General features: G+C 62.4%; 18 protein-coding genes. 12 read left to right on the forward strand and 6 right to left on the reverse strand.

Annotation, left to right across the window (positions count from 1 at the left end):
* Positions 1-74 precede the first annotated feature (74 nt).
* From JWP26_RS04200 to JWP26_RS04210, 3 genes are all read left to right on the forward strand, one after another.
* The gene (locus JWP26_RS04200; RefSeq protein ID WP_299723931.1) at positions 75-575 is read left to right on the forward strand and encodes a MarR family transcriptional regulator; all 501 of its coding nucleotides are present in this window, start codon (positions 75-77) and stop codon (positions 573-575) included.
* Complete coding sequence (locus JWP26_RS04205) at positions 572-1714, forward strand: HlyD family secretion protein (protein WP_299723934.1); 1143 nt, start codon at positions 572-574, stop codon at positions 1712-1714. The genes JWP26_RS04200 and JWP26_RS04205 overlap by 4 nt, the downstream gene beginning before the upstream one ends.
* 98 nt (positions 1715-1812) lie before the next feature.
* Complete coding sequence (locus JWP26_RS04210) at positions 1813-3354, forward strand: DHA2 family efflux MFS transporter permease subunit (protein WP_299723937.1); 1542 nt, start codon at positions 1813-1815, stop codon at positions 3352-3354.
* A 537-nt stretch (positions 3355-3891) separates the two neighbouring features.
* Here JWP26_RS04210 and JWP26_RS04215 read toward each other — a convergent pair.
* Complete coding sequence (locus tag JWP26_RS04215) at positions 3892-4260, reverse strand: MmcQ/YjbR family DNA-binding protein (protein ID WP_299723940.1); 369 nt, start codon at positions 4258-4260, stop codon at positions 3892-3894.
* A gap of 171 nt (positions 4261-4431) precedes the next feature.
* Between JWP26_RS04215 and mgtE the strand changes: the two genes are divergently transcribed.
* The 6 genes from mgtE to JWP26_RS04245 all read left to right on the forward strand — a co-directional run bounded on the left by mgtE (position 4432) and on the right by JWP26_RS04245 (position 11078).
* Positions 4432-5847, forward strand: coding sequence for a magnesium transporter (mgtE, locus tag JWP26_RS04220; protein ID WP_299723943.1), 1416 nt, complete (start codon positions 4432-4434; stop codon positions 5845-5847).
* A 454-nt stretch (positions 5848-6301) separates the two neighbouring features.
* A complete protein-coding gene (locus tag JWP26_RS04225; protein ID WP_299723946.1) occupies positions 6302-6979 on the forward strand; it encodes a glutathione S-transferase family protein in 678 nt (225 codons plus the stop codon).
* Positions 6976-7401, forward strand: a complete 426-nt coding sequence (locus JWP26_RS04230; RefSeq protein WP_299723957.1) for a DUF1489 domain-containing protein — start codon at positions 6976-6978, stop codon at positions 7399-7401. The genes JWP26_RS04225 and JWP26_RS04230 overlap by 4 nt, the downstream gene beginning before the upstream one ends.
* A 298-nt stretch (positions 7402-7699) precedes the next feature.
* Entirely contained in the window at positions 7700-8560 is an 861-nt protein-coding gene (locus JWP26_RS04235) for a division plane positioning ATPase MipZ (RefSeq protein WP_299723959.1), read from the forward strand.
* 223 nt (positions 8561-8783) lie between these two features.
* Positions 8784-9674, forward strand: coding sequence for a division plane positioning ATPase MipZ (locus JWP26_RS04240; protein WP_299723961.1), 891 nt, complete (start codon positions 8784-8786; stop codon positions 9672-9674).
* 180 nt (positions 9675-9854) lie between these two features.
* Entirely contained in the window at positions 9855-11078 is a 1224-nt protein-coding gene (locus JWP26_RS04245; protein WP_299723963.1) for a GGDEF domain-containing protein, read from the forward strand.
* Here JWP26_RS04245 and JWP26_RS04250 read toward each other — a convergent pair.
* From JWP26_RS04250 to JWP26_RS04260, 3 genes are all read right to left on the reverse strand, one after another.
* Entirely contained in the window at positions 11075-11782 is a 708-nt protein-coding gene (locus JWP26_RS04250; RefSeq protein ID WP_299723965.1) for a hypothetical protein, read from the reverse strand. The two genes, JWP26_RS04245 and JWP26_RS04250, sit on opposite strands and share 4 nt — an antisense overlap.
* 59 nt (positions 11783-11841) lie before the next feature.
* Positions 11842-12111, reverse strand: a complete 270-nt coding sequence (locus JWP26_RS04255; protein ID WP_299723967.1) for a hypothetical protein — start codon at positions 12109-12111, stop codon at positions 11842-11844.
* A 130-nt stretch (positions 12112-12241) separates the two neighbouring features.
* Positions 12242-13816 carry a serine hydrolase gene (locus JWP26_RS04260; RefSeq protein ID WP_299723969.1) on the reverse strand — a complete coding sequence of 525 codons (1575 nt, stop codon included), beginning with the start codon at positions 13814-13816 and terminating at the stop codon, positions 12242-12244.
* A gap of 240 nt (positions 13817-14056) precedes the next feature.
* Here JWP26_RS04260 and maiA point away from each other — a divergent pair, with 240 nt between their 5' ends.
* From maiA to clpA, 3 genes are all read left to right on the forward strand, one after another.
* Complete coding sequence (gene maiA, locus JWP26_RS04265) at positions 14057-14707, forward strand: maleylacetoacetate isomerase (protein WP_299723971.1); 651 nt, start codon at positions 14057-14059, stop codon at positions 14705-14707.
* A gap of 131 nt (positions 14708-14838) precedes the next feature.
* Complete coding sequence (gene clpS, locus JWP26_RS04270; protein ID WP_367184064.1) at positions 14839-15264, forward strand: ATP-dependent Clp protease adapter ClpS; 426 nt, start codon at positions 14839-14841, stop codon at positions 15262-15264.
* A 9-nt stretch (positions 15265-15273) separates the two neighbouring features.
* On the forward strand, positions 15274-17628 hold the full coding sequence (gene clpA, locus JWP26_RS04275; protein ID WP_299723973.1) for an ATP-dependent Clp protease ATP-binding subunit ClpA: 2355 nt from the start codon (positions 15274-15276) through the stop codon (positions 17626-17628).
* Between the two features lie 238 nt (positions 17629-17866).
* Here the strand turns inward: clpA and JWP26_RS04280 are convergent, their stop codons facing one another.
* On the reverse strand, positions 17867-18115 hold the full coding sequence (locus JWP26_RS04280; protein ID WP_299723975.1) for a helix-turn-helix transcriptional regulator: 249 nt from the start codon (positions 18113-18115) through the stop codon (positions 17867-17869).
* Positions 18116-18188: 73 nt separating this feature from the next.
* On the reverse strand, positions 18189-18839 hold the full coding sequence (locus tag JWP26_RS04285; RefSeq protein WP_299723977.1) for a YoaK family protein: 651 nt from the start codon (positions 18837-18839) through the stop codon (positions 18189-18191).
* Positions 18840-18882: the final 43 nt, after the last annotated feature.

Consider the following 18882-nt stretch of genomic DNA (forward strand, 5'->3'; position numbering starts at 1 on the left):
CTATGCGACGCCCGCATGACAGACGACGTATGGGTGCAATTGACTTACTAAGTGTACTTATTATATGTGCGACTATGGATCAGCAAGATACTCAGACACTGGATTGCAAACCCACGAGCGGCATCGCCGACGTGGCGCCGATCAGCAAACTGATTTTCTCGGTGACCAAGCAGATGCGCCGGGTTTTCGAGCAGCAGGCGCGGTTGCAGGACATGACGCTGCCGCAGTGGCGGGCGCTGGGGCAATTGGTGCAATCGAACGGGCTCTCGCAGGCGGCTCTGTCCGCGCTGATCGAGACCGATCAGATGACCACCAGCAAGATATTGCGACTGCTGGAGACGCGCGGGCTGATCGAGCGGCTGCCGGACCCGGCCGATAGCCGGGCCAAGATCGTGCGGGCGACGCCGCCGGTTACGGCCATGGTTGAGGCGATGAAGGCTGTGGCGGGCGAGCTGCACGAGACGATGCTCGAAGGCATTTCGGAGGCGGACAGGCAAGTTTTGGTCCGCTCCCTCAACAAGATTTTCGACAATTTGACCAGTCAGAGCGACCGGCAAAAGGACGCAGACAAATGAACGCTCCCATGAAGAAGAATGCCGAAGCCGATGCCACGCCGGTGGCTGCCCCAAAGCCCGTAACGGCAGTGCCGCCGGCGCCGGAAGCGGTGGAGGCTGTCGCCCCGCCCAAGAAGAAGGGCAGGCTTCGCCGCAATCTGCTGATGTTCGGCCTGCCGCTGGTGCTGGCCGGGGGCGGCGCGTATTTTTACCTGAATGGCGGGCGTTTCGTGGACACCGACAACGCCTATGTGCAGCAGGTCAAGGTGTCGCTGTCGGCCGACGTCGCCGGGCGCGTAACCGAAGTGGACGTGGCGGAGAATCAGGAGGTCGCGGCCGGCGACGTGCTGTTCAAGATCGATCCCGAACCCTATCGCATCGCCATGGACCAGGCCGAAGCGGCGCTGGCATCGGCGCGCGTCAATGTCGAGCAATTGCGCGTGGCCTATGGCACTGCGCAGGCTAAGCTGACGGCAGCGCAGCGGACGCTCGATCTGCGGCAGGGTGAGTTCGATCGCCAGCAGACTTCGGTCAATACGGGCGTGTCGGCGACGGCGAGCCTGGATGCCGTGAAGCTGTCGCTGCAGGACGCCAAGTCCGATGTGGCGCTGGCGGAGCAAGACCTGGCGGGCACGGTGGCGGCACTGGCCGGCGATCCAAATATCCAGACTGATATGCACCCTGCGGTGCGGACTGCTATCGCAGCGCGCGAAAGCGCGGCGCGCGACCTGGCCAAGACCACGGTCGTCGCTCCGGCGGCTGGCGTGATCAGCCAGATGGCCAGCCTCAATATCGGGCAATTCGTTTCCACCGGCACGACGATCGCCAGCCTGATCAAATCGACCGACACCTGGATCGAAGCCAACTTCAAGGAAACCCAACTGGATGGCCTGAAGCTTGGCCAGCCGGTCGAAGTGAGTGTTGATGCCTATCCGGGGCTGAAGCTGCATGGCGCGGTGGACAGCATCGGGGCGGCGACGGGGTCGCAGTTCGCGCTGATCCCGGCGCAGAATGCCACGGGCAACTGGGTTAAGGTGACCCAACGCATCACGGTGCGGGTCAAGCTGGACGACCAGAAGGACGCCGATCTGCTGCGCGCCGGCATGAGCGCCGTCGTGGCGGTCGATACGGGCAAAACCGTGCTGGACAAGCTGCTCTAAAGCTCAAAGCGCCTTAATTCCTGATGATTGCGCCGGCCCGTGTGGGCCGGTGCTTGATTTTGCACGTGCTCTGAAACAGAGCGGAAAGCCGCATAAAAATGGCGCAACAGATACCCGACTCGCTGCCCACAGTGGTGGTGAAGAACAAGGGCTTGCTGACGGCCGCGATCATGGTTGCGGTCATCATGCAGGTGCTCGACACCACGATCGCCAATGTGGCGCTGCCGCATATGCGCGCCAGCCTGGGTGCGTCCCAGGATGAGATCAACTGGGTGTTGACGTCCTACATCGTGGCGGCAGCCATCGCCACGCCGCTGACCGGCTGGGTTTCCGACCGGCTGGGCCGGCGCAACCTGCTGCTGATCGCCATTGTGGGCTTTACCGGCGCCTCGTTGCTGTGTGGCGTCGCCAGCAACCTCGTGCAGATGGTGCTGTTCAGGGTGGTTCAGGGCGTCTGTGGCGCGTTCCTCGTGCCGCTGGCGCAGGCGACGATGATGGATATCAATCCGCGCGAAAAGCTGGGCCAGTCGATGGCGCTGTTCGGCGCCGGCATCATGTTCGGGCCGATCATCGGGCCGACTCTGGGTGGTTGGCTGACCGAGACGTTCAACTGGCGCGCGGTGTTTCTGGTGAACCTGCCGGTCGGCGCGCTGGCGTTCTTCATGCTGTTCGGGCTGATGCCCAATACCGTGATCAAGATCCGGCGCTTCGATTTCTTCGGCTTCGGCATGCTGGCGCTGGCCGTGGCTTCGACGCAGATGCTGCTCGATCGCGGGCAGGGCGTCGACTGGTTCAACTCGATCGAAATCTGGACCTATCTGCTGCTGGCCATCTCGGGGTTGTGGGTGTTCGTCACCCACTGCATGACGGCCGAGAACCCGTTTATCGACCTGGCGATGTTCAAGGATCGGAACCTCGTCATGGGTCTGATCCTGATCTTTGCCACGGGCATCACGCTGTTCTCGGGCCTGGCGCTATTGCCGCCGATGCTGCAGAACCTGATGGGATTCCCGGTGATCGAAACCGGTATCCTGATGGGGCCGCGCGGTATTGGCACCATGGTGTCGATGATCGTGGTGGGCCGGCTAGTGGCCAAGGTCGATCCGCGCATCCTGATCATCGGCGGTACTCTGCTGATGGGGTATTCGCTCTACATGATGACCCAGTTCGACATTGTCATGGGCAGCGGACCGATCCTGATATCAGGGCTGATCCAAGGCGTGGGGATGGGCTTTGTGTTCGTGCCGCTAAACTCGCTGGCGTTTGCCACTATCGGGGCCAAGTACCGCGTCGATGCGACGGCGATGTTTAGCCTGGTTCGTAACGTGGGGCAGGGCGTCGGCATCTCGATCGTCACGACCGTATTGGCGCAGATGCAGATGGTGAACTACAGCGAGCTGACGGCGCGAATTACGCTGGATTCAGCACCGCTGCGGGACTTTGCGGCGGCTCATGGCGGGTTCGGCAATGTCGTCGGCACGCTCAACGGCATGATCAGCCAGCAGGCCGCGATGCTGGGCTTCCTCGACGATTTCAAGCTGATGATGATCGTGACGCTGGTGTCGATGCCGATCGTGTTCCTGTTGCGACCTGCGAAGGGTCCGGTGAAGGTTGATCCGGCCCATGCGATGGCCGACTAGACAAAGAAAAAGGCCGCCCCGAAGGGCGGCCTTTTGTTTGGCTTATGGCGCGGCTGGCGCCGGGGCCATTGTATCGGCCGGTGCGGGGGCCATCGTATCGGCGGGAGCCGGAGTGGTGGTTGCCGGAGCTGGCGTTGCTGGCGCCGGAGTGGCTGGTGCCGGGGTGGTAACAGGCGCCGTGGTTTCGGCTGCCGGGGGCGTTGCATTCTTCGGTGCGTCGCCGCCACAAGCGGCCAGGGTCAGGGCAAGCGCGAAAGCAGCCGGAACGAGCAGGAATTTGGACATTAGTCACCTTATGATTTGCTTTTGAATTTGTGTTCAAGCGCACGTGAACGTCGTGGCCTAATAAGGCAAAGATGCGACCATAATGGCGCCAGGTGCTGAATCGTTGCATAGCCGGACAAGATTGTTCCGAGCCACAGGGCGCGCGGGCCAATAATCGCCGGGCGGCTGACGCCGGAAAACCGGCAGGCGTTTTTGCCGATTCTTGGCGGTTGCAGTGGGTTGCGGCGAATTGCCTGCCCTTTACCTTGATGTTCAGTCCGGCGCGCGCGTAGTGAGCGGGCGTTGTTGGGCCAAGGCTGTGGGCGCTTTAGAGCGCCAGGCGTCTTCCAGCCGCAGCGATAGTTCCTCGTCGGCGATGACGTCGAGACGGACCAGCACCGCTGGCCAGCCGACATAGTGGTCGGTTTCGAAATAGATCTCGGGGGAAATTTCCATCAGCAGCGTCTTCTGTTCCGCGGGGCAAAGCAGCACCAGCGTCTGCGCGTCCTTGAGGCGGCAGAACGACTTGCTGGCGACCTTGAGAGCAGGAGTGCCATAGCTGGTGGAGCGCGCCAGGCCGGGCAGGCCGCGGGCCTCGGCCAGGGCGACGATGCGGTTGAAGGCGGCGTCAAGATCGGTCATGCGATCAACTCCTTCTGCTGCGGCCACAATGCGCCGGCCGCGCCTTAAGATGCGACCTGTAAAAAATGATCGTGCGCGGACGGAAAGGCGCTGCCTGAGTCTGGCGCATCGGAACAGCATTGGCTATGGCTTGGAATGCCCCTGAAACCTGCGACACGCAAAGGGCTCCCAATGAGCACAGAGCCAGATACTGCACCCGGAACCGAGACCGGGATCAATGCCAATATGCTTCGCGACAGCGAAGACCGCATCAGTGCGACCTGGCTATGGAATTTACGCGAGGCGCTAGCCGAGGGCGAGGTCGAGGACGTCGTCGCGCTGATGGAGCCACTGCATGCCGCCGATACCGGCGACGTGCTGGAATCGCTGGATCACGACGAGCGGCTGGCTCTGGTGCTGACGCTCGGCGACCGTTTCGATTATTCGGCGCTGACCGAGATCGACGAGAGCGTGCGCGTCGAACTGATGGAGGCATTGCCCAATGCCGACATCGCGCGCGGCGTGTCGGGCCTCGACAATGACGACGCCGTCTTCATTCTCGAAGATCTTGAGCACAAGGACCGCGAAGAGGTCCTGTCCAAGCTGCCGACTTTCGAGCGGCTGAGCCTCAAGCGCAGCCTGGACTTTCCCGAGGAATCCGCCGGGCGGCGGATGCAGACCGATTTCATCGCCATTCCGCCATTCTGGACGGTGGGGCAGACCATCGACTATCTGCGCAGCGAGCAGGACCTGCCGGACGAATTCTACCAGATCTACGTGGTGGATGCGGGCTACCAGGTGCAGGGCACTATCCCGCTGGATAAATTCCTGCGCTCGAACCGCGAGACGCGGATCGAAGACATCATGAATACCCAGGTGATCCTGGTGGATGCCAGCGAAGACCAGGAAGAAGCCGCGCGCGATTTCGAGCGCTACGATCTGGTCGAAGTGGGCGTGGTGGACGAAAGCCGGCGGCTGGTCGGCGTGCTGACCATCGACGACATGGTCGACGTTATCCACGAAGAAGCCGACGAGGACATGAAACTGCTCGGCGGCGTCGGCGACGAAGATACCTCCGACAACACCTTGGACACCGTGCGCAGCCGATCGCCCTGGCTGGTGGTCAACCTGATCACGGCGGTGCTGACCTCGCTGTTGATCGGGCTGTTCGATGCCACGCTGGAGCAGATGGTGGCGCTAGCGGTGCTGATGCCGATCGTGGCCTCGATGGGCGGCAATGCGGGCACGCAGACCATGACGGTGACGGTGCGGGCGCTGGCGATGCGCGAACTGGACGGTCGCAGGCTGCGCCGGCTGATCACGCGCGAAATGGTCGTTGGGGTGGTCAATGGCGTGATCTTCGCCATCCTGATCGGGCTGGTGACGGCAATTCGCTTCGGCAATGTGCAATTGGGCATCGTCATCGGGCTGGCGATGGTCATCAACATGATCGTGGCCGGAACGGCGGGGATTCTGATCCCGGTAGCGCTGGACAAGGCCAAAGCCGATCCGGCGGTGTCCTCCTCGGTATTCGTGACCACGATCACCGACATGGTCGGGTTTTTTGCGTTCCTCGGCATTGCGGGGCTGTGGTTCCACCTGTTCTGAGCCTCTGGTGATTCTGCGAGGCTGGGGACAAGTGGCAGGACCAAGGCGTTTTTTTGGCGGCGATTTGTTCGCCTGACTGGCGGCAAACTGTCATTAAACCTTTACAGACTGTGATGTCGGACGGTTAAGGAAATCTTCCGCAACGCTGTGGAGTGTGGCAACTCTGCCGCTTGCCAAGAGTTTATGTCGCAGTTAACGCTTTATGACCGGGTGCTGCTAGGGGGGTCACACCACTGGCAGTTCGCGGGGGATGAGGCTGACAAGGAGCGGCATATGCGAAGTCAACCAAAGGCCAATATCTGGCGGGCTGCAACCTGGACACTGGTTTGCCTGCTTTCAATGGGACTGGTTTTTTCCGTCGTCGCCGGGGTTTAGGACCCCACTTATTAGCGAAACGAACAAGGAAGGGCGCCCAGCCACGGGGCGCCCTTCTGCTCGTCTAGGAGACAAATCCATGAAGCTGCTCATCGGCAATCGCAATTATTCCACCTGGTCGCTGCGGCCGTGGCTGGTGCTGGCACATTTCGGCATTCCGTTTGAGGACGAAGTGCTGATGCTGTCTGGCGAGGGGTGGCGCGAGACGCTGGCGAAGCGGTCGCCGACCGGCAAGGTGCCGGTGCTGATCGATGGCGAGTTGGTGGTGCCCGAAACCATCGCCATCATCGAGTATCTGGCCGACCGGTTTCCCGACAAGGCGATCTGGCCCGCAGATATCCAGCAGCGGGCCATGGCGCGGGCGGTAAGCGCCGAAATGCATTCCAGCTTCATGGGCCTGCGTGGCCATGCGCCGATGAATTTGCGGGCCTCGCATGTGGGCAAGGTTTCGCCGGAGTCGGTGGCCAAGGACATGCACAGGCTGGAAACGCTGTGGGGCGAGCTACTGGCCAAGTCGGGTGGGCCGTTCCTGTTTGGCGAATTTACGGCGGCGGACGCGATGTTCGCGCCGGTGGCGACGCGAATCCGCACGTACGGGCTTGCGGTGTCGGATTGTGCGGGCGCCTATGTCGAGGCGATCTACAGCCTGCCGGCCTTCCAGCAATGGCTGGGGCTGGCGCTGCATGAGCCGTGGATCGTCGACGACGACGAGATCGACGTCATTCAGGGCCGCGTGGCGCGGGGCGTGCTGGCATGATCCATATGGTGAAGTTATGCGTCGGCGTATCCAGCATCGAGGAGCTGGAGAGCTATCGCAATGAGCGGGCGCATTGGTGGGACGCCGATTATGGCGAGGACGTGCATGTACACCGCACCCGGATGATGCCCAAGCGCGCCGCCGAGATGGAGGGGAAATCTTCGATCTATTGGGTGATTGCCGGCGTGATCGGGGTGCGGCAGCCGATCTTGCGGCTGGCTCAATACACCGACGGCGAGGGCAAGAATTACTGCGACATCATTATGAGCCCCGACATGGTGCGGACGGTGCCGTATCCGAAGCGGCCGGTCCAGGGCTGGCGCTACCTGCCGCCAGCCGATGCGCCGCCGGACCTGGCGGCGAACGGCAATGAAGGGGCGGAAGAGATTGCGCGGGACTTGGCTCGGCTGGGGCTGATTTAGGACCCGTCGCCAGTCAGCTGATGCCGGTCTGCAAATGCCGGTTCTCTGCGCTTCCGGTCCTCACGTACCGACGTACGCTCCGGTCCGGTTCTCGAGAACCAACATTTTCGACTCGGCCTGAGCTGACTGGCAACGGGTCCTGCGGTCGCAGCTCCTTCTCGCCAAGCGGCGCGAAGGGGCCGTGGTCAAGGCCGATATTTGATCGTTGCCCCGCCTTCGCGGGGATGATGTTAAGGCGCTGTTAACCATAACGGCCTTGTCTGCAAGGCAAGGAATATTCCGTGATTTGGGGATAGCGATGGGGCGTCAAGGCGCGCATGTCATTGTGGTGGGAAACGAAAAAGGCGGGTCGGGCAAGTCGACCACCGCGTTCCATCTGGCCATTTATCTGAGCTATCAGGGGCACCGGGTCGCTACGATCGACGCGGACAGCCGGCAGCAGACCTTCACCCACTATGTGCGCAACCGGCGCAGTTGGGCCAAGGAAAAAGGGCTGGCGGTGCCGACGCCGCGGCATTTCCACCTGCCATCGGCCTGGGGCGACTCGGTCAAGGAAAACCAGAAGGCCGAATTCGACGTATTCCGCCGTTCAGTGACCGAGGTCGAGGACAATGTCGATTTCCTCGTCATCGATACGCCAGGCTTCGACACCAATCTGACGCGGCTGGCGCATTGCATGGCCGATACGCTGCTGACCCCGGTCAATGATAGCCTGATCGACCTCAACGTGCTGGCGCGGATCGATCCGAGCGGGGACGGTCCGGTCGAAGCCAGCCATTATTCGCGGCTGGTGCAGCGCGCTCGCGCGGAGCGGCTGGCGATGGATGGCAAGACCATCGACTGGGTGCTGGTGCGTAATCGCATTTCCATGCTGGCCTCGCGCAATGCCAAGCAGGTGCATGCGACGATGGAGCGGATCGCAGAGCGGTTCGGCTGCCGGGTTGCCGATGGCATTGCCGAGCGGATGATTTTCCGCTCGCTGTTTGCCACGGGGATGACGGTGTTCGATCCGCTGGATGGCGATCTGATGGGCGGGCCGTCCTCGGTGTCCCATATCACGGCGCGCAACGAGTATCGCGACCTGGTGGCGGCGATGCACCTGCCGATCATCAAGCCCAAGGCGGACCTGCCGGCCGAGCCGATGCTTCTATCCGCATAAGTCCCTGAGAGACCGTTTGGAAACTCTACTTTGGCGGCCATCTGCCGCGATTTTCTCCGCTTCCGGTGCTCACGTACCAAACGTACGCTGCGCTCCGGTTCTCGAAAACCACGGCAGCTGACTCACCAAAGCGAGTTTTCAAACAGCCTCTAAGCGGTTTGCCGCCCCTTGTATGCGACGGGGGAAGCGGCAACACTCCGCGCCGAGTGATTTGGGGTGTCGGATGACGCGGAACGGGGCGCATGTCATTGTCGTGGGCAATGAGAAGGGTGGGTCGGGCAAGTCCACGACCGCTTTTCATCTGGCCGTTTACCTACTGCACCAGGGCCATACGGTCGCTACCATGGATGTGGATAGCCGGCAGCAGACGCTGACGCACTACGTGCGTAACCGCCGCGACTGGGCCCGGAACAAGGGCCTGACGCTGCTGCATCCCATTCATTATCACCTGCCGCTGGCACGCGGGGATTCCATAAAGGAAAACCAGGGCGCCGAGTTCGACCTGTTCCGGCAGGCGATCGGGGACGTCGAGCATGAGGTGGATTTCCTCATCATCGATACGCCGGGTTTCGACACGCATATGACGCGGCTAGCGCATTGCCTGGCCGATACGCTGGTGACGCCGGTCAATGACAGCCTGATCGATATCAACGTGATGGCCCATATCGATCCGGTCAGCGGCGAACCGACCGAGATGAGCCATTATGCGCGGCTGGTGCAGCGGGCGCGTTCGGAGCGGATGGCGGTCGATGGCCAAAGCATCGACTGGGTGCTGGTGCGCAACCGCATTTCCATGTTGTCGTCGCGCAATACGCGGCAGGTGCAGACGCTGCTGGAGCGAATCGCGGCGCGGCTGGGGTGTCGGGTAGTGGACGGCATCGCCGAGCGGGTGATTTTTCGCTCGCTGTTTCCGACGGGAATGACCGTGTTCGATACCCTTGATGACGAATTGCTGGGCGGGTTGCCCTCAATGTCGCATATGAGCGCGCGGCAGGAATATCGCACTCTGGTGGCGGCGCTGCATTTGCCGATGCGCAAGCCGGGGCGGGCCGTAGATCTGACGGGCGATTCGGATTTGCAGGGCTTTGAAGAAATGCTGGGCAGCGAAATCTAGGTTTCGAGCCATACAAAGAAATCCCTATCGGGGTCGCCCCGTTCAGGTTGCGGAAACCATCGCACCATAGGATGAACATGCGGGTGGCCGTTTCGAGTGAAACGAGTCTGGCCGCTATTGTTCGAGTGACCGACCTGCCGGCTTCTAGCCGGTAGCGGCGCTGGACGAAGCGGAGCCCGGATGGCCATCGACAACTTCACACTGGTGGCTGCATCGGGCGCGGTAATCTGCGTACTCGGTTTCGTGTTGTTTTACATGTGGCGCCAGGATCGCAGCGCGCCATGGTTCGGCTGGCTGGGACTGAGCTATGTGCTCGGAGCATCGGCGGCGATCCTGCTGGGGACGCGCGCCAGTGGCCCAACCTTCGTTAATACCGGCGTGGCCACCGCATTGCTGCTGCTGTGCTTCGGCTGCATGTGGACGGGCGCGCGGGCGTTCGAGCGCCGTAAGGCTGTGTGGTGGGCCTTGGTCATGGCTCCCGCGCTGTGGCTGTCCTCATTCCTCATTCCCGATTTCAGCAATATGCTGGGCCTTCGGGTGGTGATCGCCTCAATCCCGGCCTCGACCTTCCTGCTGCTGGGCGGCTTGGAACTCTGGCGCGGCCGGTTCGAAATTCTGCCATCACGCAAGGCAGCCATCGCATTTCACGTTAGTGCGGGACTATTTTTTGCGTTCCGCATTGTCTCGGTGGGTGCTTTGCCGTTTCCGCTTGGCGGGCTGAGCATCCATCCACTGGCGACGGCGGCGTTTAATTTCATCACGTTCGTGCATGCGATGTTCCTCACGGTGCTGATGATCAGCATGACCAAGGAACGCCGCGAATCCACGCAGCGGACATTGGCGGAAAGCGATGCGCTGACGGGCTTGCCCAACCGGCGAGCCTTTGCCACCGAGGCCGAGCGGCTAATGCGCCGGCAGAAGTATAACCGAGCGCCGCTGGCGCTGCTGATTCTGGATCTGGATCACTTCAAGTCGATCAATGACCGCTTTGGGCACGATGCCGGCGATCGTGTGCTGGTGGAATTCGGGGCGGTGCTCGACGGCGCTCTGCGTCGAGACGATTTCCGCTACCGCATGGGCGGCGAGGAATTCTGCTGCCTGCTGCCGGGGCTGACCATCCGCGAGGCGCAGGCGACTGCAGAGCGGATTTGCCAGGCGTTCCAGGCGACCACTGTGGAAGTGCTGGGCGGCTCCGTGCGTGGCACGGTCAGCATCGGCATTTCATCGACGGATATCTGCGGGTATGTGCTGGAAGACCTGCTCAACGAGGCCGATGCCGCGACCTACGAGGCCAAAGCCAGCGGGCGCAATCGCGCGGTGGTTGCAATTGCCAAGCCGATGGCGCCGGCAACGCCTTTGCTCGGCAATGTTACTGATATCAGGGTGGCCAAGCTGCGGGCCTAATCGGCCCAACTGCCGTGGGCATAGAGGCCGGTGAAGGTGACGTTCATGCCACCACAGGCGTTGTTGTCCGCGACGGCTAGATAGGGCCCCAGTTGCCACATGCGGACCGAGCAGCTGGTGGATGCCGGATCGTAGGGCAAGAGGGTCTCGTCATAGTCCTGGGTGAAGGCCACGCTGCCCTTCTTGGGTTGGACGGTGGCGACGATGCTGCCCTGGTTGACCCTGCCGCTGGAGACCCGCAGCGGATCGAACATGCCCCAGGTGGCTGTGCCGTCGATGGCGATCTTGCCTTCGGGAGCCCCCTTGATGACGATCTGCTGTTCGATGGAATAGCGCCACGAGCCGGTCCAGACCGCGCCGGAGTAATCGGCCGTAACCAGGGCCGATCTGGGCAGCAGGGCGCTGATGAGCATGTAGTTGGGGGCATCGCCCAGGATCGAGGCGCAGGCCATGTCGCCGATCGTGCTGGTGACGATGACGACGGTGCCGGGATGTAATTGGCGGCTGACCGGCGCGCAGGCGTCGCCGCCTCGTGGGCAGCCCTCGATGGCCATGGGTTGCATGGTCAGCAGACCGGGGCCGGAGACCTGATAGGTTTTGGGATGCGGATTGTCGCCGCGCAGGTCGCTGAGGCCGTCGCAATCGGCGGCCATGGCGGGGCTAGCCAGCAGGCAGAGCAAGGCGGCGAGAGTGAGCTTGGACATTGGCAGCCTCCGGTTGAGGGATGGCTAGCCCAAGCTGCGTGAACCGGGAATGAAGCGGTTCAGTCCTGGCCGAAGGTGAGATCGAGGGCGCGCTTGCCGCCGGGGGCGAAGACGTCGATCTCGATGGCCACGCGCGGCTGTACGACCCGGCGGGTCCGGGAGGAGAGGGCCAGCACGGCGGCCAGCAGCTCGCCGACGGTGCGGCGCTGATGCAGCAGGCGGGCGGAAATCCCGTCCATGGTGCGACGGCGCACCTTAGGATCGGGGGAGGCAAGCTTGGAACGGCCGACGAAATTGGCCAACTCGTTCAAGGCAGTACGTTCGCTCATTGGGCTACTCCAAACACAGGCACCAATTTGCTTCCCTATCGGCCGAACATTTGACGCCCATACACGGCGCGTCCGGCTCATTGTCGTTTCAATCGCCGCAGCGGCAGGTCCGCTACGGTTGGGCTGGCGATCAGCCCTGCATTGCCAGGCAGGAGAGGTTCTGCTGCTTGAGGCGGTTGCACATGTCGGTCGCGGCATCGCGGCCACCGAAGCCGACGAAGCGGGCGCGGTAGAACACTTTGCCGTTCTTTTCGAAGCGTTCGACGTAGGAGCGGAAATCGCCAAGGGTGGCGACCTTGCCGGCGGCATCGGTCAGCATGCCCTGGGCATTGGACTCGGATGGGGCGGCGCCGATCTGGACGATCCAGCCACCGGGCGGCACGGCTGCCTTGTTGTCATTGGCGGCGGTGCCGATGGAACCGCTGGTCAACAGATCGACAGGCTGGCCCTCGGCGCCAACGCCGACGGGCGGCAGCAGCGGCGCGGACGGAGCGGTCTGCCCGAGCGCAGCCGGCGGCGCGCCAAGGCTATAGGTATCGCTGAGCCAGGCGCCGATGACGTCCTGGCTGGGATATTCGGGCGATGGCGCCTGGCTCGGCGCAGCGAGCGTGTTGGCGGCCTGGACGGCCGGCTGCAGGCCCAGATCGGCGGGCATGGGAGCGGGCTGCGGCGCGACGCTGGCGAGGGTGACTTCGGGCACGGCCTGCTGGAACGGCACTTGCTGGGGCTGGGCACCGTTGCCGGCAACGAGCTGAGCCAGGCGGAAGCCAGGCAGGGGCATGGGCATGACAAAGGTGCCGGCGGCGGGCGTCTCGGCGGGCGATTGCGCCACGGCGACCTGGATATTGCCCTGGCGGCCGGGTTGCGGGATCATTGCGGTTTGCAGATAATTGCCTTGGCGGCCTTTCGGCAGATAGGTGGCGACCAGTTCGCGCACCTTCTGGTCGCGGGCGCCGCCGCTGTTAAAGCCGAAGGCGACGACGACGATATGGCGATTATCCTTGCGGGCGGCGGTCAGCAGGTTGGAGCCGGCGGCATTGATATAGCCGGTCTTGATGCCGTCGACGGCGTCCATGTAGCCCAGCACGCGGTTATGGTTGCCATACGTGCGGCGGCCATAGCTGAAGCTGCGGGTCTGGAAGAATTCGTAATAGTTGGAAAAGTGCTGATAGATGGCGATGCCGAGAACGGCCTGGTCGCGCACTGTGGTGAGCTGGCCGCCATCGGGCAGGCCCGAGGCATTGCGGTAGGTGGTGTTGCGCATGCCGAGCGCGCGGGCAGTTGCCGTCATGCGCTGGGCGAATTTTTCTTCCGAGCCGGAAATGTGCTCGGCGATCACGCGGGCCATGTCATTGGCCGACAAGGTGACGATGGCCTTGATGGCGTCTTCCACCGAAATGGTAGCGCCGGCGCGCAGGCCCAGCTTGGTTGGCTCGGCAGCGGCGGCATGGCGCGACACGGTCATCTTGGTGGTCAGGCTCAGGTTACCGGCCGACAGTTCTTGGAACAGGATGTAGAGCGTCATCACCTTGGTGATCGAGGCGGGATAGCGCTTGGAGTCAGCGGCTTCCTCGTACATGACCTTGCCGGATTTGGCGTCGACCACGATGCCAGCATATTTACGAAGATTTTCAATGGCCTGAGCCGGCGCGACCATGGGCGCCAGGATGGCGAAGGACACAAGGACTGCGGCAAGGGTGCGCATAAGAACTGCGCGCCAAGGGGATTTCGCCTGGGAAGCCACCCGGTACTCCAACATAACTCTCGGGCGCGAACACCGCCCGTACACAATTTACAAAGCCGGAGGCCTGACGATGCCCCCATCCGCCAATTCACCCGTTACTGGCGCAATCTAGCGACAGCGCGTTACGAATCCGTAAAATGCGAACGATTTGGGTGAGAGTGTGATCGAGAGGCAGCTAATGTGCAGAGACGAGCGGGAAGAATGGACATGAAGCTTTATACCCGGGCGCAGAATTCGGCTGGGGAGCGGGTGCGTATCGCGCTCAACCTCAAGGGCATCGCCTATGAGTATGTGGCGGTGTCGACGCTTGGGCCCGGCGAGTATGCGCGGATTAATCCGCAGGCCCTGATGCCGGCTCTGGAGGTCCATGGGCGCGTCATCACGCAGTCGGCGGCGATCCTCAACTATCTAGAGGCGGCCTTTCCCGAACGGGCGCTGCTGCCGGCCGATCTGGTGGTGCGGGCGCAGGCGATCGCCTTTGGTTCCGTGGTTGCCGCAGAGATGCACGCGCTGACGGTGCAGCGGGTGCGGCGGTTCCTGAGCAGTAACATGGGCACCGACGAAGCCCAGGTGCAGCAATGGGTGGCCCATTGGCTGGGGCTGGGCTTTGCCACGCTGGAGGGATTGCTGGCGGCACGATCGGCCGATTGGCCTTTTTGCTTCGGTGAAGAGCCGGGTTGGGCGGATCTATTCATGGTTCCGCAGGTGGCTAACGGTCGCCGGCTCGGAATCGATCTGACGGATTACCAGCGCGTGACGGAAATCGCCGATCGGTGTCGCCAGCTCGAACCATTCCGTCTGGCCGAGCCGCAAATGCAGCCCGACTATCCTGGCGAGCCCGTGCCACGCTGATAAACGCCCGATTTCCGGGCGTTTTTGCCGGTCACGAATTAGAGAAGGATTGGCCCTTAACACCGGCTGGATTTTGCCTACATAATGGGTCCACCACGCTGCTTCGTTTCTCCCACGACAGATGTATTGCCATGACGCCATCAAGCCTTTTCGCCCAGAATCCCGAAGTGGACGCCGCCCTGCGGTTGTCCGCGGTTCCCGCCTGGGCTGGGCCGAAGGACGACGACGGCGGCAAGGGCGCTGGCGGGGGCGGAGTGGGCGGCACCGAAACCGGAACCGCGACCAAAACGCGGACCAAGACCAAGCGGCCGAACCTGTATCGAGTGCTGCTGCTGAACGACGATTACACGCCGATGGAATTCGTCGTTCTGGTCCTGCAGGACGTCTTCAACAAATCGCGTGAAGAGGCCATGCAGATCATGATGCACGTTCACCAAAAGGGGGTGGGTGAATGCGGCGTCTTTCCATACGAGGTCGCCGAAACCAAGGTGACGCGCGTCATGGATACTGCACGCAAAAACCAGCATCCGCTGCAATGCGTGATGGAAAAGCAATAGGAACATCAGATGCCCTCATTTTCTCGCGGACTTGAAAAGGCTCTGCATCAGGCGATGAACCTGGCGCGTGAGCGCAACCATGAGTTCGCAACCCTCGAGCACCTGCTGCTCGCCCTCACCGACGACCGGGAGACCATTGCGGTGCTCACCGGTTGCGATGTCGATGTCGATGCGCTCAAGAGCGATCTTGAAGATTTCATCAATGAAGAGCTGGACAGCCTGATCGTGGCCAATGGCCAGGACGCGCGGCCGACCGCCGCGTTCCAGCGCGTGATCCAGCGCGCTGTCATCCATGTCCAATCCTCGGGCCGCGAAGAAGTGACGGGCGCCAATGTGCTCGTCGCTATTTTCGCCGAGCGCGAGAGCCATGCTGCATACTTCCTCGAACAGCAGGACATGAGCCGGCTGGACGCGGTCAATTTCATCAGCCACGGCATTACCAAATCGGGTGCCAGCGAGGAACGCAAAGTGCGCGGAGCCGAGGACGGCAGTGAAGGCAATGGCGAAGGCGGAAGTGGCCGCGGCGAGAACGCCAAGAGCTCGGCTTTGGCCGATTTCTGCGTCGATCTCAATGCCAAGGCGCGAGCCGGCAAGATCGACCCGCTGATCGGCCGCGATGCCGAACTGCGGCGGACCATCCAGATTCTGTGCCGCCGTTCCAAGAACAACCCGATCTATGTGGGTGACGCTGGCGTCGGTAAGACGGCTATCGCCGAGGGTCTTGCGCGCAAGATCGTCGAAGGCGACGTGCCCGAAGTGCTCAAGGAAGCGGTGATCTATTCGCTCGATATGGGCTCGCTGCTGGCCGGCACCCGTTATCGCGGCGACTTCGAGGAACGCCTCAAGGCGGTGATGAAGGAGCTGGAAAAGCTCCCCAATTCCGTGCTGTTCATCGACGAAATCCACACCATGATCGGTGCGGGCGCGACCTCCGGCGGCGCGCTCGATGCTTCGAACCTGCTCAAGCCGGCATTGGCGAGCGGCGCGATCCGTTGCATCGGCTCGACCACCTATAAGGAATATCGCCAGTTCTTCGAGAAGGATCGGGCGCTGGTGCGTCGCTTCCAGAAGATCGACGTCAATGAGCCGTCGATCCCGGATGCGATCGAGATCGTGAAGGGCCTTCGTCCTTATTTCGAAGAGTTCCACAAGATCAAGTACACCGACGAAGCATTGACCGCCGCTGTCGAGCTTTCGGCGCGTTACATCAACGACCGCAAGCTGCCGGACAAGGCCATCGACGTGCTCGACGAGACCGGCGCCAGCCAGATGCTGCTCAAGGCAGAGGACCGCAAGAAGGTCATCGACGTTGAGGACATCGAAGCGACCATCGCCACGATTGCTCGCATTCCGCCAAAATCGGTGTCCAAGTCGGATTCCGAGATGCTGCGGAGTCTCGAATCCAACTTGCGCACCGTGGTGTTCGGGCAGGACGTGGCGATAACCTCGCTGGCATCAGCGATCAAGCTGGCGCGTGCTGGCCTGCGCGAACCGGAAAAGCCAATTGGCTCGTACCTCTTCACCGGCCCGACCGGTGTCGGCAAGACCGAAGTCGCCAAGCAACTCGCCGATACGCTCGGTGTGGAACTGCTGCGGTTCGACATGTCCGAATATATGGAGCGGCATACCGTGTCGCGCCTGATCGGCGCGCCTCCGGGCTATGTCGGGTTCGACCAAGGTGGCTTGCTGACCGATGGCGTGGACCAGCATCCGCATTGCGTGGTGCTGCTCGATGAAATCGAGAAGGCGCATCCGGATCTCTACAACATCCTGTTGCAGGTGATGGATCACGGCAAGCTGACCGACCACAACGGCAAGCAGGTGGATTTCCGCAATGTCATCCTGATCATGACCTCCAATGCCGGGGCCATGGACTTGCAGAAGAGCCCGATCGGGTTCGGCCGCAAGCGCGAGCAGGGCGACGACGAAGAGGCGATTAACCGCCTGTTCACGCCGGAGTTTCGCAATCGTCTGGATGCGATCATCTCGTTCGCTCCGCTGCCGCGCGAAGTTGTGCGTCGCGTGGTCGAGAAGTTCGTGCTGCAGCTTGAAGGCCAGTTGGCCGAGCGTGGCGTGACCATCAACCTGACGCCGGAAGCTGCCGATTGGCTGGCCGAGCACGGCTATGACGAACGCATGGGCGCCCGCCCACTGGGCCGAGTGATCCAGGAATACGTCAAGAAGCCACTGGCAGAGCAGGTGTTGTTTGGCGAGCTAGTGAACGGTGGTTCGGTAACGGTTGCCGTTGTCGGCGAAGGCTCCGAGGCCAAGCTGGAACTGGTGGCAGTGCCGCCGCGTCCAGCCAAGCCGAAGGCCCTGCCGCGCCCGAAGAAGAGCAAGGCGACTGTCGAAAAAGACAACTAAGCGCAAGCTTGGAGAGAATGCGGAAGGCCGGGAGCGATCCCGGCCTTTTGTTTTTGGGATTTAAGGCTCGTGCCTAGCCCTATGCATCCTCACCTACCGTTCTTTCCTTCTTCTTCCCGAGGACTTGATCCGCGGCCTCTGGCCGCTTGCACCGTGTTGAGAGCGGCCCGCGGGTCAAGCCCGCGGGAAGGAAGTGAAGTGGTTCAGTGCCTAAGGCCTAATGCGCGTCGTGGTGCTTCTAGATGAACGTCGGTGGGTTGGTTTCCGGCTGTTCGGCAAGCGCCTCTAGCCGGTCCAGGGTCACACCAACCTGGTGGGCGACAGCGAGGTTGAAATCGTCATCTGGCCCGGTGGTTTCGTATTCGCGCAGGGCCTCGGGGATCAGCCCGGCCTCGGCGGCGAATTCCTCAAGGCTGAAGCCGAGGGCGATACGGCGATTATGGTCGCCTTTCGGCGATCGCTCGTCATCGTAGACTGGTTCGGTCATGGTCATCTCCTCGTGCGACGTGGTGAGGAGATAAGCCGGCGGCAGGCAAAAAGTTCAACTGTGGAGCGTGAGGTCAGAGTTTGGCGGCGCGCGGCCCCAGCAGCGCAAAGCCAAGCAGGAACGCGGTATAGACTGCCAAGGGCAAAGCCAGCGCATAAATGTCCAGAGTGCGATAGCCAAGTGCGCCAAAGGCGGCCCCGGCGAGCAGCGACGCCCAGACCAACAGGTGCTGCGCCCAGCGCCAGGGCGGAGCCTCATGGCGCAAGGCGCGGGCCAGATCCTGGCCGGCGACGAACAAGGTGCCGGTGACGAAGGTAGCGCCGAGGCGCACCGAGCCTTCCGAGAGCAGTACGGCATTCTGCGCGCCGGCGGCGATGGCAAGCGCCAGCATGGCCTGCGAGGCGGGATAGCCAGCCAGCGTAAGCGAGAGCGCGGTGACGAGGGCGAGCAGCACCAAGGCAAGGGTGAGGACCGGGCCCCAGTGGCGGCTGGTGAGCGCCAGCGCCGAGCCAGCGAAGCTGCCGAGGAAGAACAGCAGCACCAGCGACGCCGTCAGTAGCGCCACCGACCAGACGCCATTGACGAGCGCATCGCCAAGCTGGGTGGTATTGCCGCTCATGAACGAGGTGTAGAAGCCGCCCAATTTTATGAAGCCGATGGCGTCGATGAACCCCGCGGCAGCGGTGAGCAGGAGGCCGAGGCTGAGCTTGGGGGCGGGGGTCACGCGGGGTCCGATGGGGCAGGAGGGTGAGGCCGGGATCGCTCCC

Origin of the sequence: Devosia sp., assembly GCF_028290435.1 — a bacterium.
In the GTDB taxonomy this organism is placed as follows: domain Bacteria; phylum Pseudomonadota; class Alphaproteobacteria; order Rhizobiales; family Devosiaceae; genus Devosia.

Bases quoted from the DNA above. Each gene is read 5' to 3' on its own strand.
- JWP26_RS04200 (WP_299723931.1), top strand. From the start codon at position 75: ATGGATCAGCAAGATACTCAGACACTGGATTGCAAACCCACGAGCGGC.
- mgtE (WP_299723943.1), top strand. From the start codon at position 4,432: ATGAGCACAGAGCCAGATACTGCACCCGGAACCGAGACCGGGATCAAT.
- JWP26_RS04230 (WP_299723957.1), top strand. From the start codon at position 6,976: ATGATCCATATGGTGAAGTTATGCGTCGGCGTATCCAGCATCGAGGAG.
- clpS (WP_367184064.1), top strand. From the start codon at position 14,839: ATGACGCCATCAAGCCTTTTCGCCCAGAATCCCGAAGTGGACGCCGCC.
- JWP26_RS04255 (WP_299723967.1), bottom strand. From the start codon at position 12,111: ATGAGCGAACGTACTGCCTTGAACGAGTTGGCCAATTTCGTCGGCCGT.
- clpA (WP_299723973.1), top strand. From the start codon at position 15,274: ATGCCCTCATTTTCTCGCGGACTTGAAAAGGCTCTGCATCAGGCGATG.
- JWP26_RS04250 (WP_299723965.1), bottom strand. From the start codon at position 11,782: ATGTCCAAGCTCACTCTCGCCGCCTTGCTCTGCCTGCTGGCTAGCCCC.
- JWP26_RS04240 (WP_299723961.1), top strand. From the start codon at position 8,784: ATGACGCGGAACGGGGCGCATGTCATTGTCGTGGGCAATGAGAAGGGT.
- JWP26_RS04210 (WP_299723937.1), top strand. From the start codon at position 1,813: ATGGCGCAACAGATACCCGACTCGCTGCCCACAGTGGTGGTGAAGAAC.
- maiA (WP_299723971.1), top strand. From the start codon at position 14,057: ATGGACATGAAGCTTTATACCCGGGCGCAGAATTCGGCTGGGGAGCGG.
- JWP26_RS04260 (WP_299723969.1), bottom strand. From the start codon at position 13,816: ATGCGCACCCTTGCCGCAGTCCTTGTGTCCTTCGCCATCCTGGCGCCC.
- JWP26_RS04245 (WP_299723963.1), top strand. From the start codon at position 9,855: ATGGCCATCGACAACTTCACACTGGTGGCTGCATCGGGCGCGGTAATC.
- JWP26_RS04235 (WP_299723959.1), top strand. From the start codon at position 7,700: ATGGGGCGTCAAGGCGCGCATGTCATTGTGGTGGGAAACGAAAAAGGC.
- JWP26_RS04225 (WP_299723946.1), top strand. From the start codon at position 6,302: ATGAAGCTGCTCATCGGCAATCGCAATTATTCCACCTGGTCGCTGCGG.
- JWP26_RS04205 (WP_299723934.1), top strand. From the start codon at position 572: ATGAACGCTCCCATGAAGAAGAATGCCGAAGCCGATGCCACGCCGGTG.
- JWP26_RS04280 (WP_299723975.1), bottom strand. From the start codon at position 18,115: ATGACCGAACCAGTCTACGATGACGAGCGATCGCCGAAAGGCGACCAT.
- JWP26_RS04215 (WP_299723940.1), bottom strand. From the start codon at position 4,260: ATGACCGATCTTGACGCCGCCTTCAACCGCATCGTCGCCCTGGCCGAG.